17 protein-coding genes are annotated in these 18,842 nt (G+C 60.2%); 7 read left to right on the top strand and 10 right to left on the bottom strand.

Annotated elements, in window-relative coordinates; translation table 11 throughout:
• Positions 1-9: 9 nt before the first annotated feature.
• Positions 10-672 carry a GMP/IMP nucleotidase gene (gene yrfG / locus BLU25_RS13690; RefSeq protein WP_016783056.1) on the bottom strand — a complete coding sequence of 221 codons (663 nt, stop codon included), beginning with the start codon at positions 670-672 and terminating at the stop codon, positions 10-12.
• 87 nt (positions 673-759) lie between these two features.
• Between yrfG and nudE the strand changes: the two genes are divergently transcribed.
• Positions 760-1,326 (top strand): ADP compounds hydrolase NudE, encoded by a 567-nt coding sequence (nudE, locus tag BLU25_RS13685; RefSeq protein WP_016783057.1) that lies wholly within the window; start codon positions 760-762, stop codon positions 1,324-1,326.
• Positions 1,323-2,165, top strand: a complete 843-nt coding sequence (gene cysQ / locus BLU25_RS13680; protein ID WP_016783058.1) for a 3'(2'),5'-bisphosphate nucleotidase CysQ — start codon at positions 1,323-1,325, stop codon at positions 2,163-2,165. The genes nudE and cysQ overlap by 4 nt, the downstream gene beginning before the upstream one ends.
• 105 nt (positions 2,166-2,270) lie before the next feature.
• Here the strand turns inward: cysQ and BLU25_RS13675 are convergent, their stop codons facing one another.
• The 5 genes from BLU25_RS13675 to rfbB form a co-directional block, all read right to left on the bottom strand.
• Positions 2,271-2,726 carry a YiiD C-terminal domain-containing protein gene (locus BLU25_RS13675; RefSeq protein WP_016783059.1) on the bottom strand — a complete coding sequence of 152 codons (456 nt, stop codon included), beginning with the start codon at positions 2,724-2,726 and terminating at the stop codon, positions 2,271-2,273.
• Positions 2,727-2,738: 12 nt separating this feature from the next.
• Positions 2,739-4,130: a sigma-54-dependent transcriptional regulator gene (locus tag BLU25_RS13670; RefSeq protein WP_016783060.1), complete on the bottom strand. Its 1,392-nt coding sequence runs from the start codon at positions 4,128-4,130 to the stop codon at positions 2,739-2,741.
• Positions 4,127-5,941 carry a sensor histidine kinase gene (locus BLU25_RS13665; protein ID WP_016783061.1) on the bottom strand — a complete coding sequence of 605 codons (1,815 nt, stop codon included), beginning with the start codon at positions 5,939-5,941 and terminating at the stop codon, positions 4,127-4,129. Before BLU25_RS13665 ends, BLU25_RS13670 begins: the two co-directional genes overlap by 4 nt.
• A gap of 146 nt (positions 5,942-6,087) precedes the next feature.
• Positions 6,088-6,960, bottom strand: coding sequence for a dTDP-4-dehydrorhamnose reductase (gene rfbD / locus BLU25_RS13660; protein WP_029611676.1), 873 nt, complete (start codon positions 6,958-6,960; stop codon positions 6,088-6,090).
• A gap of 17 nt (positions 6,961-6,977) precedes the next feature.
• Positions 6,978-8,060 carry a dTDP-glucose 4,6-dehydratase gene (rfbB, locus tag BLU25_RS13655; protein WP_016783063.1) on the bottom strand — a complete coding sequence of 361 codons (1,083 nt, stop codon included), beginning with the start codon at positions 8,058-8,060 and terminating at the stop codon, positions 6,978-6,980.
• A 281-nt stretch (positions 8,061-8,341) separates the two neighbouring features.
• On the opposite strand from rfbB, the gene aguA reads away from it, so the two are divergent.
• Entirely contained in the window at positions 8,342-9,448 is a 1,107-nt protein-coding gene (gene aguA, locus BLU25_RS13650) for an agmatine deiminase (RefSeq protein ID WP_016783064.1), read from the top strand.
• A 105-nt stretch (positions 9,449-9,553) separates the two neighbouring features.
• Here the strand turns inward: aguA and BLU25_RS13645 are convergent, their stop codons facing one another.
• Positions 9,554-11,632, bottom strand: coding sequence for a TonB-dependent receptor (locus BLU25_RS13645; RefSeq protein WP_029611677.1), 2,079 nt, complete (start codon positions 11,630-11,632; stop codon positions 9,554-9,556).
• Between the two features lie 257 nt (positions 11,633-11,889).
• Here BLU25_RS13645 and BLU25_RS13640 point away from each other — a divergent pair, with 257 nt between their 5' ends.
• From BLU25_RS13640 to BLU25_RS13625, 4 genes are all read left to right on the top strand, one after another.
• Positions 11,890-12,585 (top strand): DsbA family protein, encoded by a 696-nt coding sequence (locus BLU25_RS13640; protein ID WP_016783066.1) that lies wholly within the window; start codon positions 11,890-11,892, stop codon positions 12,583-12,585.
• A gap of 249 nt (positions 12,586-12,834) precedes the next feature.
• Complete coding sequence (locus BLU25_RS13635) at positions 12,835-14,118, top strand: OprD family porin (protein ID WP_016783067.1); 1,284 nt, start codon at positions 12,835-12,837, stop codon at positions 14,116-14,118.
• A gap of 215 nt (positions 14,119-14,333) precedes the next feature.
• On the top strand, positions 14,334-14,699 hold the full coding sequence (locus tag BLU25_RS13630) for a type II toxin-antitoxin system RelE/ParE family toxin (RefSeq protein WP_016783068.1): 366 nt from the start codon (positions 14,334-14,336) through the stop codon (positions 14,697-14,699).
• On the top strand, positions 14,692-14,997 hold the full coding sequence (locus tag BLU25_RS13625) for a helix-turn-helix domain-containing protein (RefSeq protein ID WP_016783069.1): 306 nt from the start codon (positions 14,692-14,694) through the stop codon (positions 14,995-14,997). The genes BLU25_RS13630 and BLU25_RS13625 overlap by 8 nt, the downstream gene beginning before the upstream one ends.
• A 6-nt stretch (positions 14,998-15,003) precedes the next feature.
• Here the strand turns inward: BLU25_RS13625 and dsdC are convergent, their stop codons facing one another.
• From dsdC to BLU25_RS13610, 3 genes are all read right to left on the bottom strand, one after another.
• Positions 15,004-15,957 carry a DNA-binding transcriptional regulator DsdC gene (gene dsdC, locus BLU25_RS13620; protein WP_016783070.1) on the bottom strand — a complete coding sequence of 318 codons (954 nt, stop codon included), beginning with the start codon at positions 15,955-15,957 and terminating at the stop codon, positions 15,004-15,006.
• Positions 15,958-16,040: 83 nt separating this feature from the next.
• Positions 16,041-17,387, bottom strand: coding sequence for a D-serine ammonia-lyase (gene dsdA / locus BLU25_RS13615; protein ID WP_016783071.1), 1,347 nt, complete (start codon positions 17,385-17,387; stop codon positions 16,041-16,043).
• Positions 17,388-17,430: 43 nt separating this feature from the next.
• Positions 17,431-18,771, bottom strand: a complete 1,341-nt coding sequence (locus BLU25_RS13610; RefSeq protein ID WP_016783072.1) for a GntT/GntP/DsdX family permease — start codon at positions 18,769-18,771, stop codon at positions 17,431-17,433.
• Positions 18,772-18,842 lie beyond the last annotated feature (71 nt).

Below are 18,842 nucleotides of genomic sequence, written 5' to 3'. Positions count from 1 at the left end.
TTCAGGGGGTCACAGCCCTTCCAGCAACTCGCGATAGTCGCCCAGCGCGGCAAACTCCGCGGTGTCTTTCGGGCCTTTCTGGCTGTCGGGCTGTTTGACTGCCAGCAAGTGGGCCACGCCGAAATCACGGGCGCTGCGCAGTATCGGCAGGGTGTCGTCGATAAACAGGCTGCGGCCTGGGTCAAAGCCGATATCAGCTTGCAGGGCATCCCAGAACGCCGGGCTTTCCTTGGGGTAACCATAGTCGTGGGAGCTGATCAAACGCTCGAAATAGGGCGCCAGCTCGATACGCTCCATTTTCAGGGACAACGAATCACGGTGCGCATTGGTGATCATGATCACCCGCTTGCCGGCTTGTTTGATGGCCGCCAGAAAAGTATCGGCGTCGGGGCGCAGGGCAATCAGATGAGCGGTTTCGAGCTTGAGTTCGCGCACCGGGATTTTCAGCTCCTGGCTCCAGAAGTCCAGGCAGTACCACTTCAACTGGCCTGCGTTGCCCTCGAACAGCGGCGTCAGCTCCAGATCCGCCATCGCCCGGCTGATGCCATGCAACTCGGCATAGCGCTGGGGCAGGTGCTCCAGCCAGAAATGATTGTCGTAATGCAGGTCGAGCAGCGTGCCGTCCATGTCGAGCAGCACGGTATCGATGTCGCGCCAAGGTAAAACGGTCATGCAAAACTTCTCCCACAGGTAAAAATTTCCGACACAGACAATCGGAAAAGCCGGGGTATAGTACCCCGTTCATATTGAGGAGCCGCTATGCGCCAAAAACCCACCGTACTTGCCCGTGAAATTGTTGCCAGTAGCCGATTGTTTCGGGTCGAAGAAGTGCAGCTGCGCTTCTCCAATGGCGTTGAACGCACTTACGAACGGTTGGTGGGGCGCGGCAATGGCTATGGCGCTGTGATGATTGTGGCCATGATCGACGCGGAACACGCGATTCTGGTCGAAGAATATTGTGGCGGCACTGATGAATATGAAGTGTCGCTGCCCAAGGGCCTCATCGAGCCGGGCGAAGACGTGCTGGCCGCCGCCGAGCGCGAGCTGAAGGAAGAGGCCGGCTACGGTGCTCGCCAGCTTGAGCACTTGACCGAGCTGTCCCTGTCCCCCGGTTACATGAGCCAGAAGATCCAGGTGGTGCTGGCTACCGATCTTTACGAAGAGCATCTGGAGGGTGATGAACCTGAGCCGATGCGCGTTGATCGCGTGAATCTGCGTGAACTGTCGAGCCTGGTGCTTAACCCGCAATTCAGCGAAGGCCGAGCCCTGGCCGCGCTGTATCTGGCCCGCGATCTGCTGACCCAGCGTGGAGTGTTCCAGCCGTGAGCGGTTTGCCCCATCCCCTGCTTGAAGGCGTGATCAAACTGGCCCATGCCGCTGGCGACGCGATCCTGCCGTTCTGGCGTGCCGGCGTTGAAGTCACCGCCAAGGCCGATGATTCGCCGGTAACCGCCGCTGACCTGGCCGCCCATCATATTTTGCTCGATGGCCTGACCGCACTGGACCCGATCATCCCGGTGCTGTCGGAAGAAGACGCCAATATCGCGCAAAACGTGCGTGCCAGCTGGACGCGCTGGTGGCTGGTCGACCCGCTGGATGGCACCAAGGAATTTATTTCCGGCAGTGAAGAGTTCACCGTCAACATCGCGTTGATCGAGCAGGGTTGCGTGGTGTTTGGCGTGGTGTCGATGCCCACCAGTGGCCGTTGCTACTACGGTGGTGCAGGGTTGGGCGCGTGGCGTGCGGACGGTGATGCAGTGGTGCCCATCAGCGTGCGCAACTCGCCGCCTGCGGGTGAGGCGTTGACCGTGGTCGCCAGCCGCCGCCATTCCAGCCCAGAGCAGGAGCGTTTGCTGGCCGGGTTGAGTGAGCATCTGGGTGAATTGAAGTTGGTCAGTGTGGGCAGTTCGTTGAAGTTCTGTTTGCTGGCTGAAGGGGCGGCGGATTGTTATCCGCGCCTGGCCCCGACTTCGCAGTGGGACACGGCGGCGGCTCAGGGTGTGCTGGAAGGTGCCGGTGGTGTGGTGCTGCAACTGGATGGTGAACCGTTCAGTTATCCGGCCCGGGCGTCGTTGCTCAATGAATCGTTTTTGGCGTTGCCTGCAAAGGCGCCGTGGCGTGAGCAGCTGTTGGCATTGGCCAAAGTCAAAAGCCCCTCACCCTAACCCTCTCCCGGAGGGAGAGGGGACTGGCCGCGCGCGCGCTGAAAATCTCCACCATTTAGCCCCCTCTCCCTCGGGGAGAGGGCTGGGGTGAGGGGCTCTTGGGGCTTAGCGATGCAACACATACTGCCCGCTGAATTTCACCGCATCTTCCCCGCCTTGCGCATTGATCACCCGGGTGTCCAGGGTCAGCCGCGCCCGGCCGTGGCGTTTGTACATGGCTAAAAACTTGTTCCACGACCCATCATCCGGCGCATCACATACCGCAATGGCGTCCTCGGTCACCGGCAGCGGGTAGCTGATATGACCTTCCTGAATCACGATATGCCCGTCTTCGATCCCCGCTTCGCGCAGGCTCAAATGCAGCCAGCCCCAGCCCGCCAGCACCGCCCCGCAATACAGGCTGCCACCGAACATGGTGCTCTTGTGGTTGATATTGGCTTCAAGCGGCAACTGCAGGCGCAACTGGCGGTCTTGCCAGCCCAGCACCTTGAGGCCCATTTCCCGGGTCAGCGGGATGTCGTGGTGAAGAACTGACTCCAGATAACGACTGTCGCGGTTCATGCTGCGGCCTCTTTAATCAAGTTCATCTGGGTGGGGATGGCTGGCGCTGTCGAAGTTCAGCCCGTGCTTGCGCAGTTTGTCGTGCAGGGTTTTGCGCGGCACACCCAGGGCCTCGGCCAGGCTGCGCATGGAACTGTGGGAGCGCTCAAGTTCGGCGGCAATCAGGCTTTTTTCAAAATGCTCGACCTGCTCGCTCAGGCCTCCCGAGACTTCATTACCTGCTGCGGGCAGGCCTTCAGCCGAGTTATCCAACGCCAGTTCAAGGCCAAGGGCAAAGCGCTCGGCGACGTTTTGCAATTCGCGCACGTTGCCCGGCCAGGTGTGGCGCAGCAGCAGTGCCCGCTGTGCCGGTTGCAGCACGTTAGGGGTCAGGTCGTGGCGCACGCTGGCTTCACCGGCGAAGTAATCGAACAGCATCAGCACGTCTTCACCCCGTTCACGCAGGGGGGCGATGCGCAGGGGCGCCACGTTGAGCCGGTAATACAGGTCCGCACGGAACCGGCCCTGATCGGCGGCCTGGCGCAGGTCTTCTTTGGTGGCGGCGATCACGCGGATATCCAGCGGGATCAGTTGATTGCCACCCAGGCGTTCGACCACGCGCTCTTGCAGCAAACGCAGTAATTTGACCTGCACATCCAGGCTCATGCTTTCGATTTCGTCGAGGAACAGGGTGCCGCCATTGGCAAATTCAAACTTGCCGATGCGCCGCTTTTGCGCGCCGGTAAAGGCGCCGGGCTCATGCCCGAACAGCTCGCTTTCAACCACGGACTCTGCCAGGGCCCCGGCATTGATCGCCACAAACGGACCGTGACGCCGCGCCGATAAATCATGCAGCGCGCGTGCAACCACTTCTTTGCCGGAGCCGGTCTCGCCGAGGATCAGCACATCGGCCTTGGTGGCTGCCAGCGCACCGATCTGTTCACGCAAGCGCAGCATGACCGGGGATACCCCCACCAGGCGCGTGCTCAGCAACTGGCGGTCACTCAACGCCAGGCGCAGGCTGCGGTTGTCCATGACCAGGGCGCGCAAGGCCAGGGCCCGGCGCACGCTGTCGAGCAGGGCATCGCTGGCAAAGGGCTTTTCAAGGAAATCATAGGCGCCGGCGCGCATGGCCTGCACTGCCAGCGGTACATCACCGTGACCGGTGATCAGCAGCACCGGCAGTTCCGGGTCCTGGCCATGCAGTTGCGCCAGCAGCTCAAGGCCGTCCATGCCCGGCATGCGGATATCACTGACCACCACCCCCGGCCAGTCCCGGCCGATGCGCTCGGCCAGGCCGTTGGCTTCGGCCAGCGGCAGCACGTTGAGGCCGGCCAGGTCCAGAGTCTGGTACAGGGCCTGGCGCAGGTGTGGGTCATCATCGATCAGGATGACCTGAACCCGTGGATCGATAGGCTGGCTCATGACCTGGAGTCCTCCGAAGCTTGCAAGCTCACGCCCGGCGCACCGGCGCGCAGCCGCAAGGTAATTAAAGCACCGCCTTCCTTGTGGTTGGCAAATAGCAATTCGCCGCCAAAGGCGCGGATCAGCGTGTCACAAATGGCCAGGCCAAGCCCCAGCCCCTGAGTGCGCGTTTTGGTGGTGTAGAACGGCTCTCCAGCACGGCCCAGAGCTTCCATGCAAAACCCCGGGCCGTTGTCGCGAATGTACACAGTGACGCCCTCCGGGGTGGATTGGGCACTTAGCCACAAGCGTCGCGGCGGGCCTTTTTCCGTCAGGGCGTCGAGGGCGTTGGCCAGCAGGTTGCCCAGCACCTGGCGCAGGCGGGTTTCCCCGGCTTCGACCCATAGCGTGGCGGCGGGCAAGTCACGGATCAGCTCGACCTCCATGCTGCGTCGGCGCTTGGCCAGCAATGCCAGGGCATCGTCCAGTGCCGGCTGCAAGGCGACGCTCTCCGGGGCATGGCGGTCGCGGCGGGCGAAGGCGCGCAAGTGGGCAATGATCGAAGACATGCGCCCGGTCAGTTCGTTGATCAGCTTGAGATTGCCGCGTGCGTCGTCGATACGTTGGTGGTCGAGCAGCACTTCGGCGTTTTCGGCATAACTGCGGATGGCCGCCAGCGGCTGGTTGAGTTCGTGGCTGATGCTGGCCGACATGGTGCCCAGCGCCGAGAGTTTGCCGGCCTGCACCAGATCGTCCTGGGCGCGCACCAGCTCCTGTTGTGCATGCTCACGTTCCAGCACCTCTTCACGCAGGCGCCGGTTAAGCCCTTCAAGGTCGCTGGTGCGCTCTGCCACACGCATTTCCAGAGTGCGGCGAGCCTTGGCTTCAAACGCGATGCGGTCCAGGTAGTGGCGCCGGCGCTGCATCATCAAGCCGATTAGCAGCATGACCACCAGCAAGGTGGCGCCACCGATGGCCAGCACCGTGCGCACCGAGCGGTCGATCAATGTGCGAGGGGCAAGAATATTCGCCTGCCAGCCCGTTTCGTCGATGGTTTGTGTCTGTACCAGCCAGGCACTGGGGTCGAGCGCCAGGGGCTTGGGGTCGCGGGTCGGGTAGGGGAGGATGGCGAAAATGGCCTGACGTTCTTCCTCAGACAGATCACGGGTGGACCTGAAGCGCCATTCAGGGCGCGAGGTGAGAATGACCACGCCATTGCTGTCGGTCAGTAACAGTTGTTCCGGTGTTTTGCCCCAGAGTCGCTCGGTATGGTCCAGGTCGACCTTGACCACCAGTACGCCAAGCTTTTGGTTGTCTACCTCAACCGGTGCGGCAAAGTAGTAGCCGCGTTTTCCGGAGGTAGTGCCCTGGCCGAAAAAGCGCCCGAGCTTGCCTTGCATCGCTTCGCTGAAATAGGGGCGGAAGGCGAAGTTGCGCCCGATAAAGCTGTCGCTTTTGTTCCAGTTCGAAGTCGCAATAGTGTCGCCATGAGCATCCACCAGGTACATGACTTCAGCGCCGGTCTGGCTGGTGATTTCGCTGAGTAACTGATTGGCTTTACTCAGGGCCTGCGGGCTTTCCGGGTCTGCCAGCAGCTCGCGCAGGTCAGGTAACTGGCCGAGAATCTGCGGCAGCACTTCATAGCGATGCAGCGTACCCAGCAGATTGGCGACATACAGGTCGAGGGTCTGGCGGTTTTGCCCGGCCAGCTCACTGCGATAATAGCGCTCGGCCAGGTGTTGCAGCGGCCACAACAAAGGTGCGAGGCATATCGCCAACAAGGCCAGGCTGCGCCAGCGGGGTCTGCGAGGAACGGAGGAGGTGGTGATCATCGGAAAGCTGCGCCGCAAGAGTACGTTGCAGTATACCCAACGAACCCTGTGGGAGCGGGCTTGCTCGCGATGCAAACGGCGCGGTTTGTCAGGCAGACCGCAGTGATGTCATCGCGAGCAAGCCCGCTCCCACAAGGGGATTGGCGTTAGTCTGGTTGCTCGGCCAGGCACGCGCTCAATGCAGCTTCCCAGTCGGGCTGGGTGACGCCCCATTCGCGGGCCAGCTTGCTGCAATCCAGGCGCGAGTTCTGTGGCCGTGCCGCAGGCGTCGGGTAGGCGCTGGCGGGGATGGGCTCCAGCGTTGCGCACGCCTTGCCTTGTGCCGTCAGGTGCCCGGCGATGGCCTGGGTAAAGCCAAACCAGGACGTTTCGCCACTGGCGGTCAGGTGATAGGTGCCCCATGCTGCGGCATCACCTGACTGCCAGCGCTCGATCAATGCCCGCGTGCTTTGGGCGATGGTGCCGGCCCAGGTCGGCGCGCCGATCTGATCTGCTACCACGCGTAGCTCTGAACGCTCCTGCAGCAAACGCTGCATGGTCAGCAGGAAGTTTTTACCGTGGGTCGAGTACACCCAACTGGTGCGCAGGATCAAGTGTTGGGCACCGCTCGCCGCGATGGCCAGCTCACCCGCCAGCTTGCTTTTGCCATACACGCCCAGCGGGTTGGTGGCGTCGTCTTCGGTATAGGGCGCAGGCTTGCGGCCATCGAACACGTAGTCGGTGGAGTAGTGAATCAAGGGGATGCCCAGGGCCGCCGCTTCTTCAGCAAACACGCCCGGGGCGATAGCATTGATCGCGAAGGCCAGTTCCGGCTCGTTTTCGGCCTGGTCCACGGCGGTGTGGGCTGCGGCAATGATGAGCAGGTCCGGCTTGTGCGCCCGCACCTGGGCACGGATTTGGTCGGGCTGGCTAAGGTCCAGTACATCGCGGCCCAGGACGATCAACTCGCCCAGGCCGGCAAGGTGCTTTTGCAGCTCAACGGCCACTTGACCGGTCTTGCCGCTGATCAGGATTTTCAAGGGGGTTTTGAAATCAGTCACGCGATCAGGTCCTTTGGTTCGGTGAAGCCCAGGCGCTGGCCCTGGTAGCTGCCGTCTTGCACACGCTGGCACCACTCCAGGTTGTCCAGATACCACTGCACGGTTTTGCGCAGGCCGGTGTCGAAGGTTTCTTCGGGTACCCAGCCCAGCTCGCGCTCGATTTTGCTGGCGTCAATCGCGTAGCGCTGGTCGTGGCCCGGGCGGTCCTGGACGAAGGTGATCAGGTCGGCAAACTGCGCCACGCCTGCCGGATGTGCGGGTGCCAGTTCTTCGAGCAGGGCACAGATGCTGCGCACCACGTCGATATTCTTCTGCTCGTTGTGGCCGCCGATGTTGTAGGTCTCGCCCACCACCCCTTCGGTCACCACTTTAAGCAGGGCGCGGGCGTGGTCCTCGACGAACAGCCAGTCACGCACTTGCAGGCCGTTGCCGTATACCGGCAGCGGTTTACCGGCCAGGGCGTTGAGGATCACCAGCGGGATCAGTTTTTCGGGGAAGTGGAACGGCCCGTAGTTGTTCGAGCAGTTGGTCAGCAGTACCGGCAACCCGTAGGTGCGGTTCCAGGCGCGGACCAGGTGGTCGGACGCTGCCTTGCTGGCCGAATACGGCGAGCTTGGCGCGTAGGGCGTGGTCTCGGTGAACAGGTCGTCGACGCCGTGCAGGTCGCCATACACTTCGTCGGTGGAAATATGGTGGAAGCGGAAGGCGCTTTTTTCCGGCTCGGGCAGGGTCAGCCAGTAGGCGCGGGCAGCTTCGAGCAGGCTGTAGGTACCGACGATATTGGTCTGGATAAAGTCCGACGGCCCGTCGATGGAACGGTCAACGTGGGACTCGGCCGCCAGGTGCATGATCGCCTGGGGCTGGAAACGCGCAATGATCGCGCTGACCGCCGCCTGATCGACGATATCAGCCTGCACGAACTCGTAGCGGGTATCGGTGGCAATGCCTTGCAGCGATTCCAGGTTACCGGCGTAGGTCAGCTTGTCGAGGTTGAGGACTTCGTGCCCGGTATTTTTGATCAGGTGACGGATCAACGCTGAACCAATAAAACCGGCGCCGCCGGTGACTAAAATGCGCATGTGGTGATTCCTTATTCCCTGAAGGCCTTTAAACATATGAGGCATAGCTTGTGGGGATGCGCCGGGGGGTGCAAGTGGGCGTTGTCGGGAACTTGTGTGCGAACCTGGAAATACAGATTTATATCGATATATTTTCGACTAAATATCATTTCTCATGAGTAAATGGATTTTATTGCCGATATTTATCGGCTATAAAGATGCTCGCCGTTGACGCAGTACTGAGCTGCGTCCACTGTCATGTTTTTTCGTACTCAACACCCAGACGCTTTCCAGGAGTCCAGATGACCACTTTGCACAGTTCGCCGCGCGCTGACGGCTTTCATATGCCTGCCGAATGGGCTGCGCAGACCCAAACCTGGATGATCTGGCCCGAGCGCCCGGATAACTGGCGCTTGGGCGGCAAGCCGGCCCAGGCGGCCCACGCCGCGGTGGCCAAAGCCATTGCGCGTTTTGAACCGGTCACTGTCGGTGTGTCCGCAGGCCAGTACGAAAATGCCCGCGCGCAACTCGATGTACCGAATATTCGGGTGGTCGAAATCTCCAGCGACGATGCCTGGGTACGTGACAGCGGCCCGACGTTCGTGATCAACCACAGCGGCGAAGTGCGCGGCGTAAACTGGGATTTCAATGCTTGGGGCGGTTTTGACGGCGGTTTGTACTTCCCGTGGAACCGTGACCAACAAGTGGGCAGCAAGGTGCTGGAAATCGAGCGTTGCCCGCGTTACTACACCGAAGGCTTTGTGCTTGAAGGCGGCTCGATCCACGTCGATGGCGAAGGCACGCTGATCACCACGGCCGAGTGCCTGATGAACCGCAACCGCAACCCGCATCTGTCACGGGAAGAAATCGAAGACGTACTGCGTTCGCACCTGGCCGTGGACAAGATCATCTGGCTGCCGGACGGCCTGTTCAACGACGAAACCGACGGCCATGTGGATAACTTCTGCTGCTACGTTGCGCCGGGTGAGGTGTTGCTGGCCTGGACCGACGACGAGCGAGACCCCAACTACGCGCGCTGCCATGCAGCGATGAATGTGCTGGCAACCAGCACTGACGCCAAGGGGCGGCCGTTCGTGGTACACAAAATGCCGATCCCGGGGCCGATGTATGCGACCCAGGAAGAGTGTGACGGTGTCGACAAGGTGGCGGGTAGCCAGGACCGTAATCCGACCGAGCGTCTGGCGGGTTCTTATGTGAACTTCCTGATCGTCAACGGCGGCATCATCGCGCCGAGCTTTGACGATCCGATGGATGCGCAGGCCAAGACCATCCTGCAGAAGATCTTCCCGCAGCACGAAGTGGTCATGGTGCCGGGTCGTGAATTGTTGCTGGGTGGCGGCAATATCCATTGCCTGACCCAGCAACAGCCTGCGCCGTACAAAATCTGACTGGTGTGGGAGCGGGCTTGCCCGCGATAAATGCGCTGCGGTCTGTCTGACATACCGCGGTGATTCAATCGCGAGCAAGCCCGCTCCCACAGGGTCGCTATTTGTTCAGAACTTGTACGTCCCCGTCATCACCAGGCTGCGCGGCTCGCCCGGCATGATCTGCGCCGCACTGGTGGCCGACGCATAGTAGTAACGGTCAGTCAGGTTGGTCAGCGCCCCGCTCACATCCCAGTCTTTTTCGCGATAACCCGCCAGCGCATCCCAGCGTCCGTAGCCCGGCAATATCACGGTGTTCTGGTTGTCGGCGTAACGCTGGCCCACCAGGGTCAGGCCCGTTTCGGCGTACCAGCCCATCTCCGGCTTCCAGGTAATAAACAGGCTGCCATTGTGCTTGGCCACGCCATTGATGCGTTTGCCCTCAAGCCCGTTGTTGTCCTTGACCACCGTTGCATCCTGCACACCCACGCCGCCGCGCATGTACCAGTTGCCGCCCAGCTTGCCGCTGGCGGTCAGTTCGATGCCGCGTGAGCGTTGCAGGCCGGAGAGCAGGGTGATGGTCGGGTCGTCCGGGTCCTTGGTGCGGCGGTTGTAGAGTTCCAGCTCGTACACCGCCAGGGTGGTGCTCAGACGGTCATCCAGCCAGTCGCTCTTTACGCCGATTTCCTTTTGCTTGGTCAGCTCCGGGCTCAGGTCGTTGGCGTTGCCTGCAGCACCCGGGGTGATGCCGATCAAGCCGCCGCCCACAGGGGAGAAGGTCTTGGTCCACGAGGCGTAGAACGAGTGGTTTTGCAGCGGCGTCCAGACCACACCAAGGCGCGGGCTGGTGCTGTGGCTTTTGCGTTCTTCGGTCGGGATCAAGGGCCTGAGATGGTTGGTGGTCTCGACGTTAAAGCGGTCGTAACGCAAGCCGGCCAGTACCTGCCATTGATCGTTGAGGCGAAGCTGATCCTGGATATACAGGCCCTGGCTCTCGACTTCGGTGTGGTTGTCGCTGGAAATTACCATCGGCCCGGTCGGGCGCAGGCTGCGATCGGGGTTGTACACATCTACGGGCGGTACGCCCCCGGCTTTGTAGAGCTTGGGGTCGCGGCGCTGGCTGCCGAGTTCCAGCCCGGTCAGCAGGCGGTGCTCCAGGCCGAACGTGTCAAAGCCACCTTCGATTTCGATGTTGTTGAAAATATTGCGGGTGGTCATGTCCTGCTGCCAGCTCTGGCGGTTGACCTTGTTGATTTTCGGGTCGTAGCCGGTCAGGTAGGTGTTTTCGAACTGGCTGTCGAGTTTGAACACGCCCAGGGTATGGCGCAGTTGCCAGTTATCGCTCAGTTCATAGCTCAGGCGCGAGCGCAGGTTCTGGACTTTATCGTCGATAAAATCGTTTTGCCCGCCGTAGGTGGTGCCACGGCTGACATCCGCCGGGCGCCCGTCGATGCTCGGAATGCCGCGATCCGGGGTGCGGTTGTAGCGGTTGTATTCGTATTGCACCAGCCAGTTCAGGTCGGGGGTGATTTGCCAGCTCATCGAGGGTGCAAACAGTTGGCGGTTACCGCTGACGTGATCGCGAAAGCTGTTTTTGTCTTCGTTGCCCATGTTCAGGCGCAGGCTGATGGTGTCACTCGGGTCGGTGCTGAGGTCGGCATACAGGCTGCGCAAATCCTCGCTGCCGCCCTGGGCCTGAACGCTCGACTGGCGACCGAACTGCGGCATTTTGCTGACGCGGTTGATGATCCCGCCCTGGCTACCGCGACCGTATAACACTGCCGCAGGGCCTTTGAGCACTTCGATGCGCTCGATGTTGTGCAGGTCGCGCACGTATTGGCTGTCGTCGCGAATGCCATCCAGGTAAAAGTCGTTGCTGGCGTCAAAACCGCGAATGCGCAGGCTGTCAAAGCGCGTGTCGGCCGTGCTGCTGACGTTGGGAATACCGCTCAGGGCTTCGCCAATGCTGTTGATCCCGTAATCGAGGACGTTAGCGGTTTTTACCGAGTCGATGGCTTGTGGCACATAGCGCGCCGGGGTTGAGGTGCGGGTGGCGGTGGTGACGTCCTTGACCCGTGGGTCATCTGCTTCGGCTTCGCTGGCGCTGATCGACAGTTCGGGAAGCACGGTGGCAGCGTTACTGAATCCGGCGTACAGCAAGGCACACAGCCCCAGATTCAAGGGCGTTAAACGGCGAGGGGAGAGCATGGTTGAGGGGTGTCCGGCAGTTGTAATAGTTGGTTATATTTTTAGGGCGCGAATGGTAATGGTTCTTGTTGCTTTATGTTAAGAATTACCAATTGAGACACCTGCAAATATGTATCTATTTATTTCTCAGCCCTGCAACCCTTGCCGCAGCTGATTCGCCCGGTTCACGCAACACACTAAAAGGCATACCGGCGTTTTTCCCCCGGCCGCGCAAGGCTAGGCTGGCATTCTGATTTTTTAATTTTCCGGAGCCAGTCATGACCCTTCCATCTGTCCTGCATTACATCTACGACCCCCTGTGCGGTTGGTGCTATGGCGCCAAGCCGCTTATCGAGGCAGCGCGGGGAGTTTTGCCGGTGGTGGCCCACGGCGGCGGAATGATGGCCGGCGCACAACGCCAGACGGTGTCGGCGCAATTGCGTGATTACGTGATGCCCCATGACCATCGCATTGCCCAATACACCGGGCAGCCCTTTGGCGAGTCGTACTTTGAGGGTTTGCTGCGCGACACCACGGCAGTATTCGATTCGGCGCCGCCGACCACCGCGGTGCTGGCCGCCGAGCAATTGGCTGGACGCGGCCTCGACATGCTGGGGCTGTTGCAAACGGCGCATTACGCAGAGGGCCGGCGGATTGCCGATAAAGAAGTGTTGCTGGCAGTGGCCGCCGAAATGGGCCTGGATGCCGATGACTTCCGCGCCGCTTACGCTGCGATAAGCGGCGAAGTGACGCAGGCGCACTTCAAGGCCAGCCGCCAATTGTTGTCACGGGTAGGCGGCCAGGGCTTTCCGACCGTACTACTTGAGCAGTCCGGGCAATACCGGGTGATCGATCTGGGGCCGTATATGGGCAAGCCCGAAGCCTTTGCAGCCTGGCTGCGCCAGCAGGAGGGCGTGCCCGCCGAAGGCGAAACCGTTTCCGCGCCAGCCTGCGGTCTGAGTGGTTGCCAGTAACAATTGCTGACATATCGGTCAGAACTTTCTCAAGTGACGGTAATTAACAAATTTTTCACGAAATTGACACCTCGCCTTCACGGCGGCTAGGATCCCTGCCAACGCCTGTGGCGATAAGCCATACACCAACTTTTCGAAAGACCTGCACAGTCTTCGTGCGGGTCTTTTTTGTTTATGTGAAGCAACCACCACTCAATGTTTCAGCTTGAATCCCACAGCGCGCTTCTATTCAGAAATAAGGAAAATAATATGTTGAACAAACGGATAGGTCTTCTCGCTCTGGGCGTACTGAGTGCTACCCAGGCAATGGCTAACGATCAAGCTGACGCAAAAGGTTTTGTAGAAGACAGCCACCTCAATGTACTGGCGCGCAACGCCTACATCAGCCGTGACTACAAAAACCACAAACAAGACAAAGCCGAATGGGGCCAGGGTTTCCTCGGTACCTTCACCTCGGGCTTCACCCAAGGCACCGTGGGCGTGGGTGTGGATGCTTTTGGCATCTACGCACTGCGTCTGGATGGCGGCCGTGGCAAAAGCGGCGCGGGCGGTATCGACTTCTTCAAGCAGGGCGCCAGCGGTAAAGCGGCTGACGACATCGCCAAGGCTGGCGCTGCGGTGAAAGTGCGTTTCTCCAACACGGTGCTCAAGTACGGCGACCAAATGCCGGCGCTGCCGGTGCTGATGTATGACAACTCGCGTCTGATGCCAGAAAGCTTCACCGGCACCCTGTTGACCTCCAAGGAAATCAACGGCCTGGAAATCAACGTCGGTCGCTTCACCGCAGAGTCGCGTAAAAGTGCTGAAGCACGCGACAGCGGCGACCTGAAGAGCATCAACGTGTTCGGCGGCAGCTACAAGTTCACCGACAACCTGTCGGCGTCCCTGTACGGCTCCGAAATGGAAGACGAGCTGAACAAGCAGTATGTGGGCGTGACCTACGCGATCCCGCTGCAAGACAAACAGTCCCTGACGTTTGACTTCAACGGCTACCGTACCCATGTCAAAGAAGACTACGCCCGTGACGTGCTGAAAGTGGACGGCCAGGACAACAAGATCTGGAGCCTGGCAAGCACCTACGCCTTTGGCGCACACACCGTGACCCTGGCGTACCAGAGCAGCACCGGCGAAATCGGCTACCCGTACGGCGGCTACCGCAACGCAGGCGGCGTGGGCGATGGCGGCAACACCATCCTGCTGGCCAACTCCTACTGGTCCGACTTCAACGCCAAGGACGAACGTTCGTGGCAGTTGGGTTATGGCTTCGACTTCGGTGCCGTTGGCATTCCGGGCCTGACCTACAACATCGCCTACGTTCGCGGTACCAACATCGACGACGGTTCCGACCGTGGCCGTGGTACCGAGCGCGAAATCTTCAACCAGGCCAAGTACGTCGTACAAAGCGGCCCCGTCAAGGACCTGAGCGTGCGTCTGCGTGGCTCGTGGTTGCGCGTATCCAACAACGCCAGCGACTACAACGTGGGCGGCAACGAAGTTCGCGTATTTGTTGATTACCCGATCAGCATTTTCTGATGCTACCCGCCTGCTAAACAGGCTGGACATCTGAACAAAAACGCCCCGACTGGTTCGGGGCGTTTTTTTTGGCCGCGATTAACCGCGGCGCAAGGGACGTATCCGGATGAAACCATCACTCACACTTGAGCTGGGCCTAGAACTAGTTGGCCATTAGCTGAAGTGCTTAAGATTATTCCCTTGAGATTATATTCCTTGGGTGGCATATTTTGAGCATGACATGGAACGTTGAGTACACCGACGAATTTGGCCACTGGTGGGAAAGGCTCAGTGAAAAGGAACAGGTCAGCGTGGCGGCCAGTGTCAAATTGCTAGAGCTGCTCGGGCCGGCCCTGCGCTTCCCCCATTGCAGCGATATCAAGGGTTCGCGGCATGGCAACCTTCGAGAGCTGCGTGTACAGCATGCGGGCCGCCCTTATAGGGTGCTTTATGCCTTTGACCCGCGTCGCTGCGCCTTGCTGTTGATTGGCGGTGACAAGACCGGCCATGACCGGTGGTATGAAGAGAACGTCCCTGTTGCACAAAGGCTTTACGACGTTCATTTACAAACACTGATTGAAGAGGGCCAGAATAATGGCTAAAAAATTTTCCGGGCTTGAAGCGCGCATGAGCCCAGAGGCGCGGGCGCAAGCCCAGGCTTTGTACGTCCAGCATTTACAAGAAATGCCATTGCATGAGCTGCGCAAAGCCCAGGCGCTCAGTCAGGAAACGCTGGCCAAAGCACTGAATATCAACCAGGCAGCCGTTTCTAAAATGGAGCGGCGTACGGACATGTATATCAGTACGCTGCGCAATTACATCCAGGCGATGGGCGGGGAACTGGAAATTATCGCGACCTTTCCGGATGGTCAGATCAAAATCGAAAACTTTGCTGAGTAGAAGTGATTACGTAAACTCTGCAGATCCTTCCCCGGCACACTCGTGCAACCAGCTTATAAACACCTGCAAGCGCTTGGGTACTACGCTGAGCGGCGGGTGCACGAGATAGTAATCGTAGTGGCCACACTGGCTGAAACCGCCAAAAGGCAGCACCAGTTCGCCGCGATCAATCCGTTTTTGCACCAGTTGCTGACGGCCGATGGCGATGCCTGCGTGGCTCATCGCTGCCGTGACACAGAGGTCCGAACGGTCGAAGGTCAGGGTGCGCTTGGGCAGTGCCGCGAGCAGGTGGTGCTGTTCGGCCCACAAGGTCCACTCGGCGTCATAGGCGGCATGGTCCCAGGCCAGGGAGTCGTGCAGGGTGGTGCAGTGGCTCAGGTTTTGCGGGTTCTCATACAGACGGTGACGCTGCGCATATTCCGGGCTGCACACCGGCGCCATTTGTTCGCGCATCAATCGATGGCTGGTCAGGCCGGGGAATTCGCCGTTGGCGTAGTACAGGGCCAAATCAATTTTGCGTGTGCGAAAGTCGACATTGTCATTGCCCACCCGCAGGTCCAGTGACACCAGCGGGTAGCGCTCGATAAAGTCCGCCAGCCGCGGCACCAGCCAGCATTGGGCCACCGACGGCCTGGCGTAGAGGGCTATTGAACCGGCAATTTCCGCCTCGGATGATTGCTCCAGTGCCTCGGACAATTCCCCCATTGCACTCTGCAAAATCTCGAAAATTCGTTCGCCTTCGTCAGTCAGGCTGACCTGGCGGGTAAGGCGCTGGAACAGTTTCATGTTCAACGCGGTTTCAAGCCGACTGATGCGATGGCTGACGGCGCTGGCGGTCAGGCACAGTTCCTGCGCCGCTCGGGCAAAACTTAGATGGCGGGCGGCCACCAGAAAGGTATGCAGATTGGCGAACTGGCTGCTGTTGAGCCGTGAGCTGATGCGGGGCGGAAGGTTAAGCACGGTGGTTTTCCCTCAAGCCAAAGGCCGGCTTCTGGCGGGATGTGGCGATGGGAGCATCTTGCCACATCCGCTTTGCGCCTGAATCAGCCCAGCAGCTCACGGCCCTTGGCCAGGTAGGCCTCCATTTCGTCGGCAGGCACCATATTGCCCCCCGTTGCCCAAACCAGATGGGTGGCATTTTGCATCGCTTGCGAGTCCAGCCCGGCGCGCGCCAGGTAGCCTTGCTGCTCGCCCTGCACCCGGGCAATCCCGGGTACACCTGCCAGTGCCGAAGGCTCAAGGCGCATGCCTTCGCTGCGTTCCATCAGGGCCAGCAGGCTGTACATTTCTTCGTCGCTGACGGTGTAGAAACCGTCGAGCAGACGCTGCATGGCCTTGCCGACAAAACCCGATGCACGGCCGACCGCCAGACCGTCTGCTGCCGTGACATTATCGATGCCGAAATCCTGCACGCTGACCTCATCATGCAGCCCGGTGTACACACCCAGCATCATGCACGGTGAATGAGTGGGTTCGGCGAAGATGCAGTGCACCGCGTCACCGAAGGCCAGCTTGAGGCCGAAAGCCACGCCGCCGGGCGCGCCACCCACACCGCAGGGCAGGTATACAAACAGCGGATGTTGCGTATCCACGCTGATTTGCGCTGCGGCCAGTTGTTGCTTCAAACGCTCGCCGGCCACGGCGTAACCGAGGAACAGATTGACCGAGTTTTCATCGTCGACAAAATGACAGGCCGGGTCGGACTCTGCCTGCTGGCGACCCTGGGCCACGGCCACGCTGTAGTCACTTTCGTACTCGACCACGGTGACACCGTGGGAGCGCAGTTTGTCTTTCTTCCATTGCCGGGCGTCCGCCGACATATGCACGGTGACATCAAAGCCCAGCGCGGCGCCCATGATGCCGATCGACATGCCAAGGTTGCCGGTGGAGCCCACGGCGATCTTGTACTGGCCAAAAAAGGCCCGCGCCTTGTCGCTGTGCAGCAGCGCGTAGTCGTCATCGAGGGTCAGCAGGCCACCGGCCAGGGCCAGGTCTTCGGCATGCTTGAGCACTTCATAAATACCGCCACGCGCCTTGATCGAACCCGAAATCGGCAGATGGCTATCGCGCTTGAGCCACAGTGCGCCGGTCAACGGCTGGCTGTAGCGCTCGGCGAGCAAGGGCTGCAGGTGGGTGAGCGGGACAATGTCCGACTCGATAATGCCGCCACTGCCTGCGGTTTCCGGGAAGGCATGCTCAAGAAAAGAGGCAAAGCGCGCCAGGCGGGCGCTGGCATCGGCGACGTCGGCAGCGCTCAGCCCTACATCGCCCAGCGCCTGCGCGACCGGTGCCACGCCAGGGTTGAACCAGGTGGTCTCTTGCAGTGCGACCAGCTCGCGAATCAGCGGGTAACTGGCGCACCAGCTTTCAAGTGTTCTGCCCAAAATCATGACGGGGTCCCTTTAAACGTTAAGGCGGAAAATACCGGTTCAATCAAACAAAGCGCGACAGCAGCAGGGTCAGGCCCAGAGCGATCGTCGACGCCAGTACGGTGGCCGTGGTGAAGGTTTTCAAGGCGTCGGTCAGTGATACGCCCAGGTACTCCTTGACTACCCAGAAGGCCGAATCCGTAACGTGGGTCCAGCCCATTGCCCCGGCACCGATGGCAATACAGATGATTTCTTTGCTCACCGTTGGGTGCGCGCCCAGCATGGGTAACACCATACCTGCGGCGCTGATCATTGCCACCGTTGCCGAGCCGACGGCGAAGTGCATCAAACCGGCCACCAGCCATGCCAGCACGATGGGGTTCATGTTCAGTTGGGTCAACGAGGCGGACAGCGCATTGCCCACGCCGCTGTCGATCAGGATGCCGTTGAATGCGCCACCGGCGCCGATAATCAACAGGATGCCGGCCAGTGGCGGAAAACTCTTTTGCGTGTAGGCGAGCAAGTCGGCCATCGACAGGCCGCGGCGCAAACCCAGCGCCCAGTAGGCAAACACCACGGCAATCGACAGGGCGATCAGGGGCGTGCCCAGAAACGAAATCACGCTGAATGCCGTGGAATCATGGGGCAGGCCGGCAGCGAAACTTTTACCGACCATCAACAGCAACGGCAGGGCGATGGTCAGCAGAGTGATGCCAAGGCCCGGCAAGTCACGGCTTTGGCTGTCTTCACAGTGCTCGTTCAAAAACGCTTCCTGAGTGGCCGGTGCCTCGGGCTTGCACACCAGCTTGACCCACAGCGGCCCGGCAATCATGGCGGTCGGCAGCGCGACAATCAGGCCATACATGATCACTTTGCCGACATCGGCGCCCAGCATCCCGGTGATCGCCATCGCGGCAGGGTGTGGCGGCAGCATGCAATGCACGGCCATCAGTGACACGGCCAGCGGTACGCCCAGGTACAGCAGATTGATTTTGGTTTCTTTGGCGACCACATAGATCAGCGGAATCAGCAGCACGAAGCCCACTTCGAAAAACACCGGGATGCCGGCAATAAAGCCGACCAGCATCATGGCCCACGAGGCCCGTTCCTTGCCCAGGGCGCGCAACAGCGCCTGTGCGATGCGCTCCGCGCCGCCGGACTCCTCCAGCATCTTGCCCAGAATCCCGCCCAGGCCAATGATCGTGGCCAGAAACCCGAGGGTTCCGCCAACACCGGCTTCATACGACGAAGCAATTTTTATCAGTGGCATGCCCGACCCGATCCCCACCACAAAGCTCGCTGCGGTCAGGGCCAGAAAGGCATGAACGCGGACTTTGACGATAAGAAAAACGATCAGGGCGATGGCGCAAAACAACACCAACAATAGAGTGGGACCGCTGTGCATGGAGAGTGCTCCGGGAGGCGCTTTTATTGTTGAAATAAGTGATCGACGTCACTTTGCTTCCGGTAATTAGA

The sequence above is a fragment of the Pseudomonas fragi genome (genome assembly GCF_900105835.1).
Taxonomy (GTDB): domain Bacteria; phylum Pseudomonadota; class Gammaproteobacteria; order Pseudomonadales; family Pseudomonadaceae; genus Aquipseudomonas; species Aquipseudomonas fragi.
The sequence above is the reverse complement of the archived record's forward strand: the minus strand, read 5'-3'. Positions and strand labels throughout refer to the sequence as shown.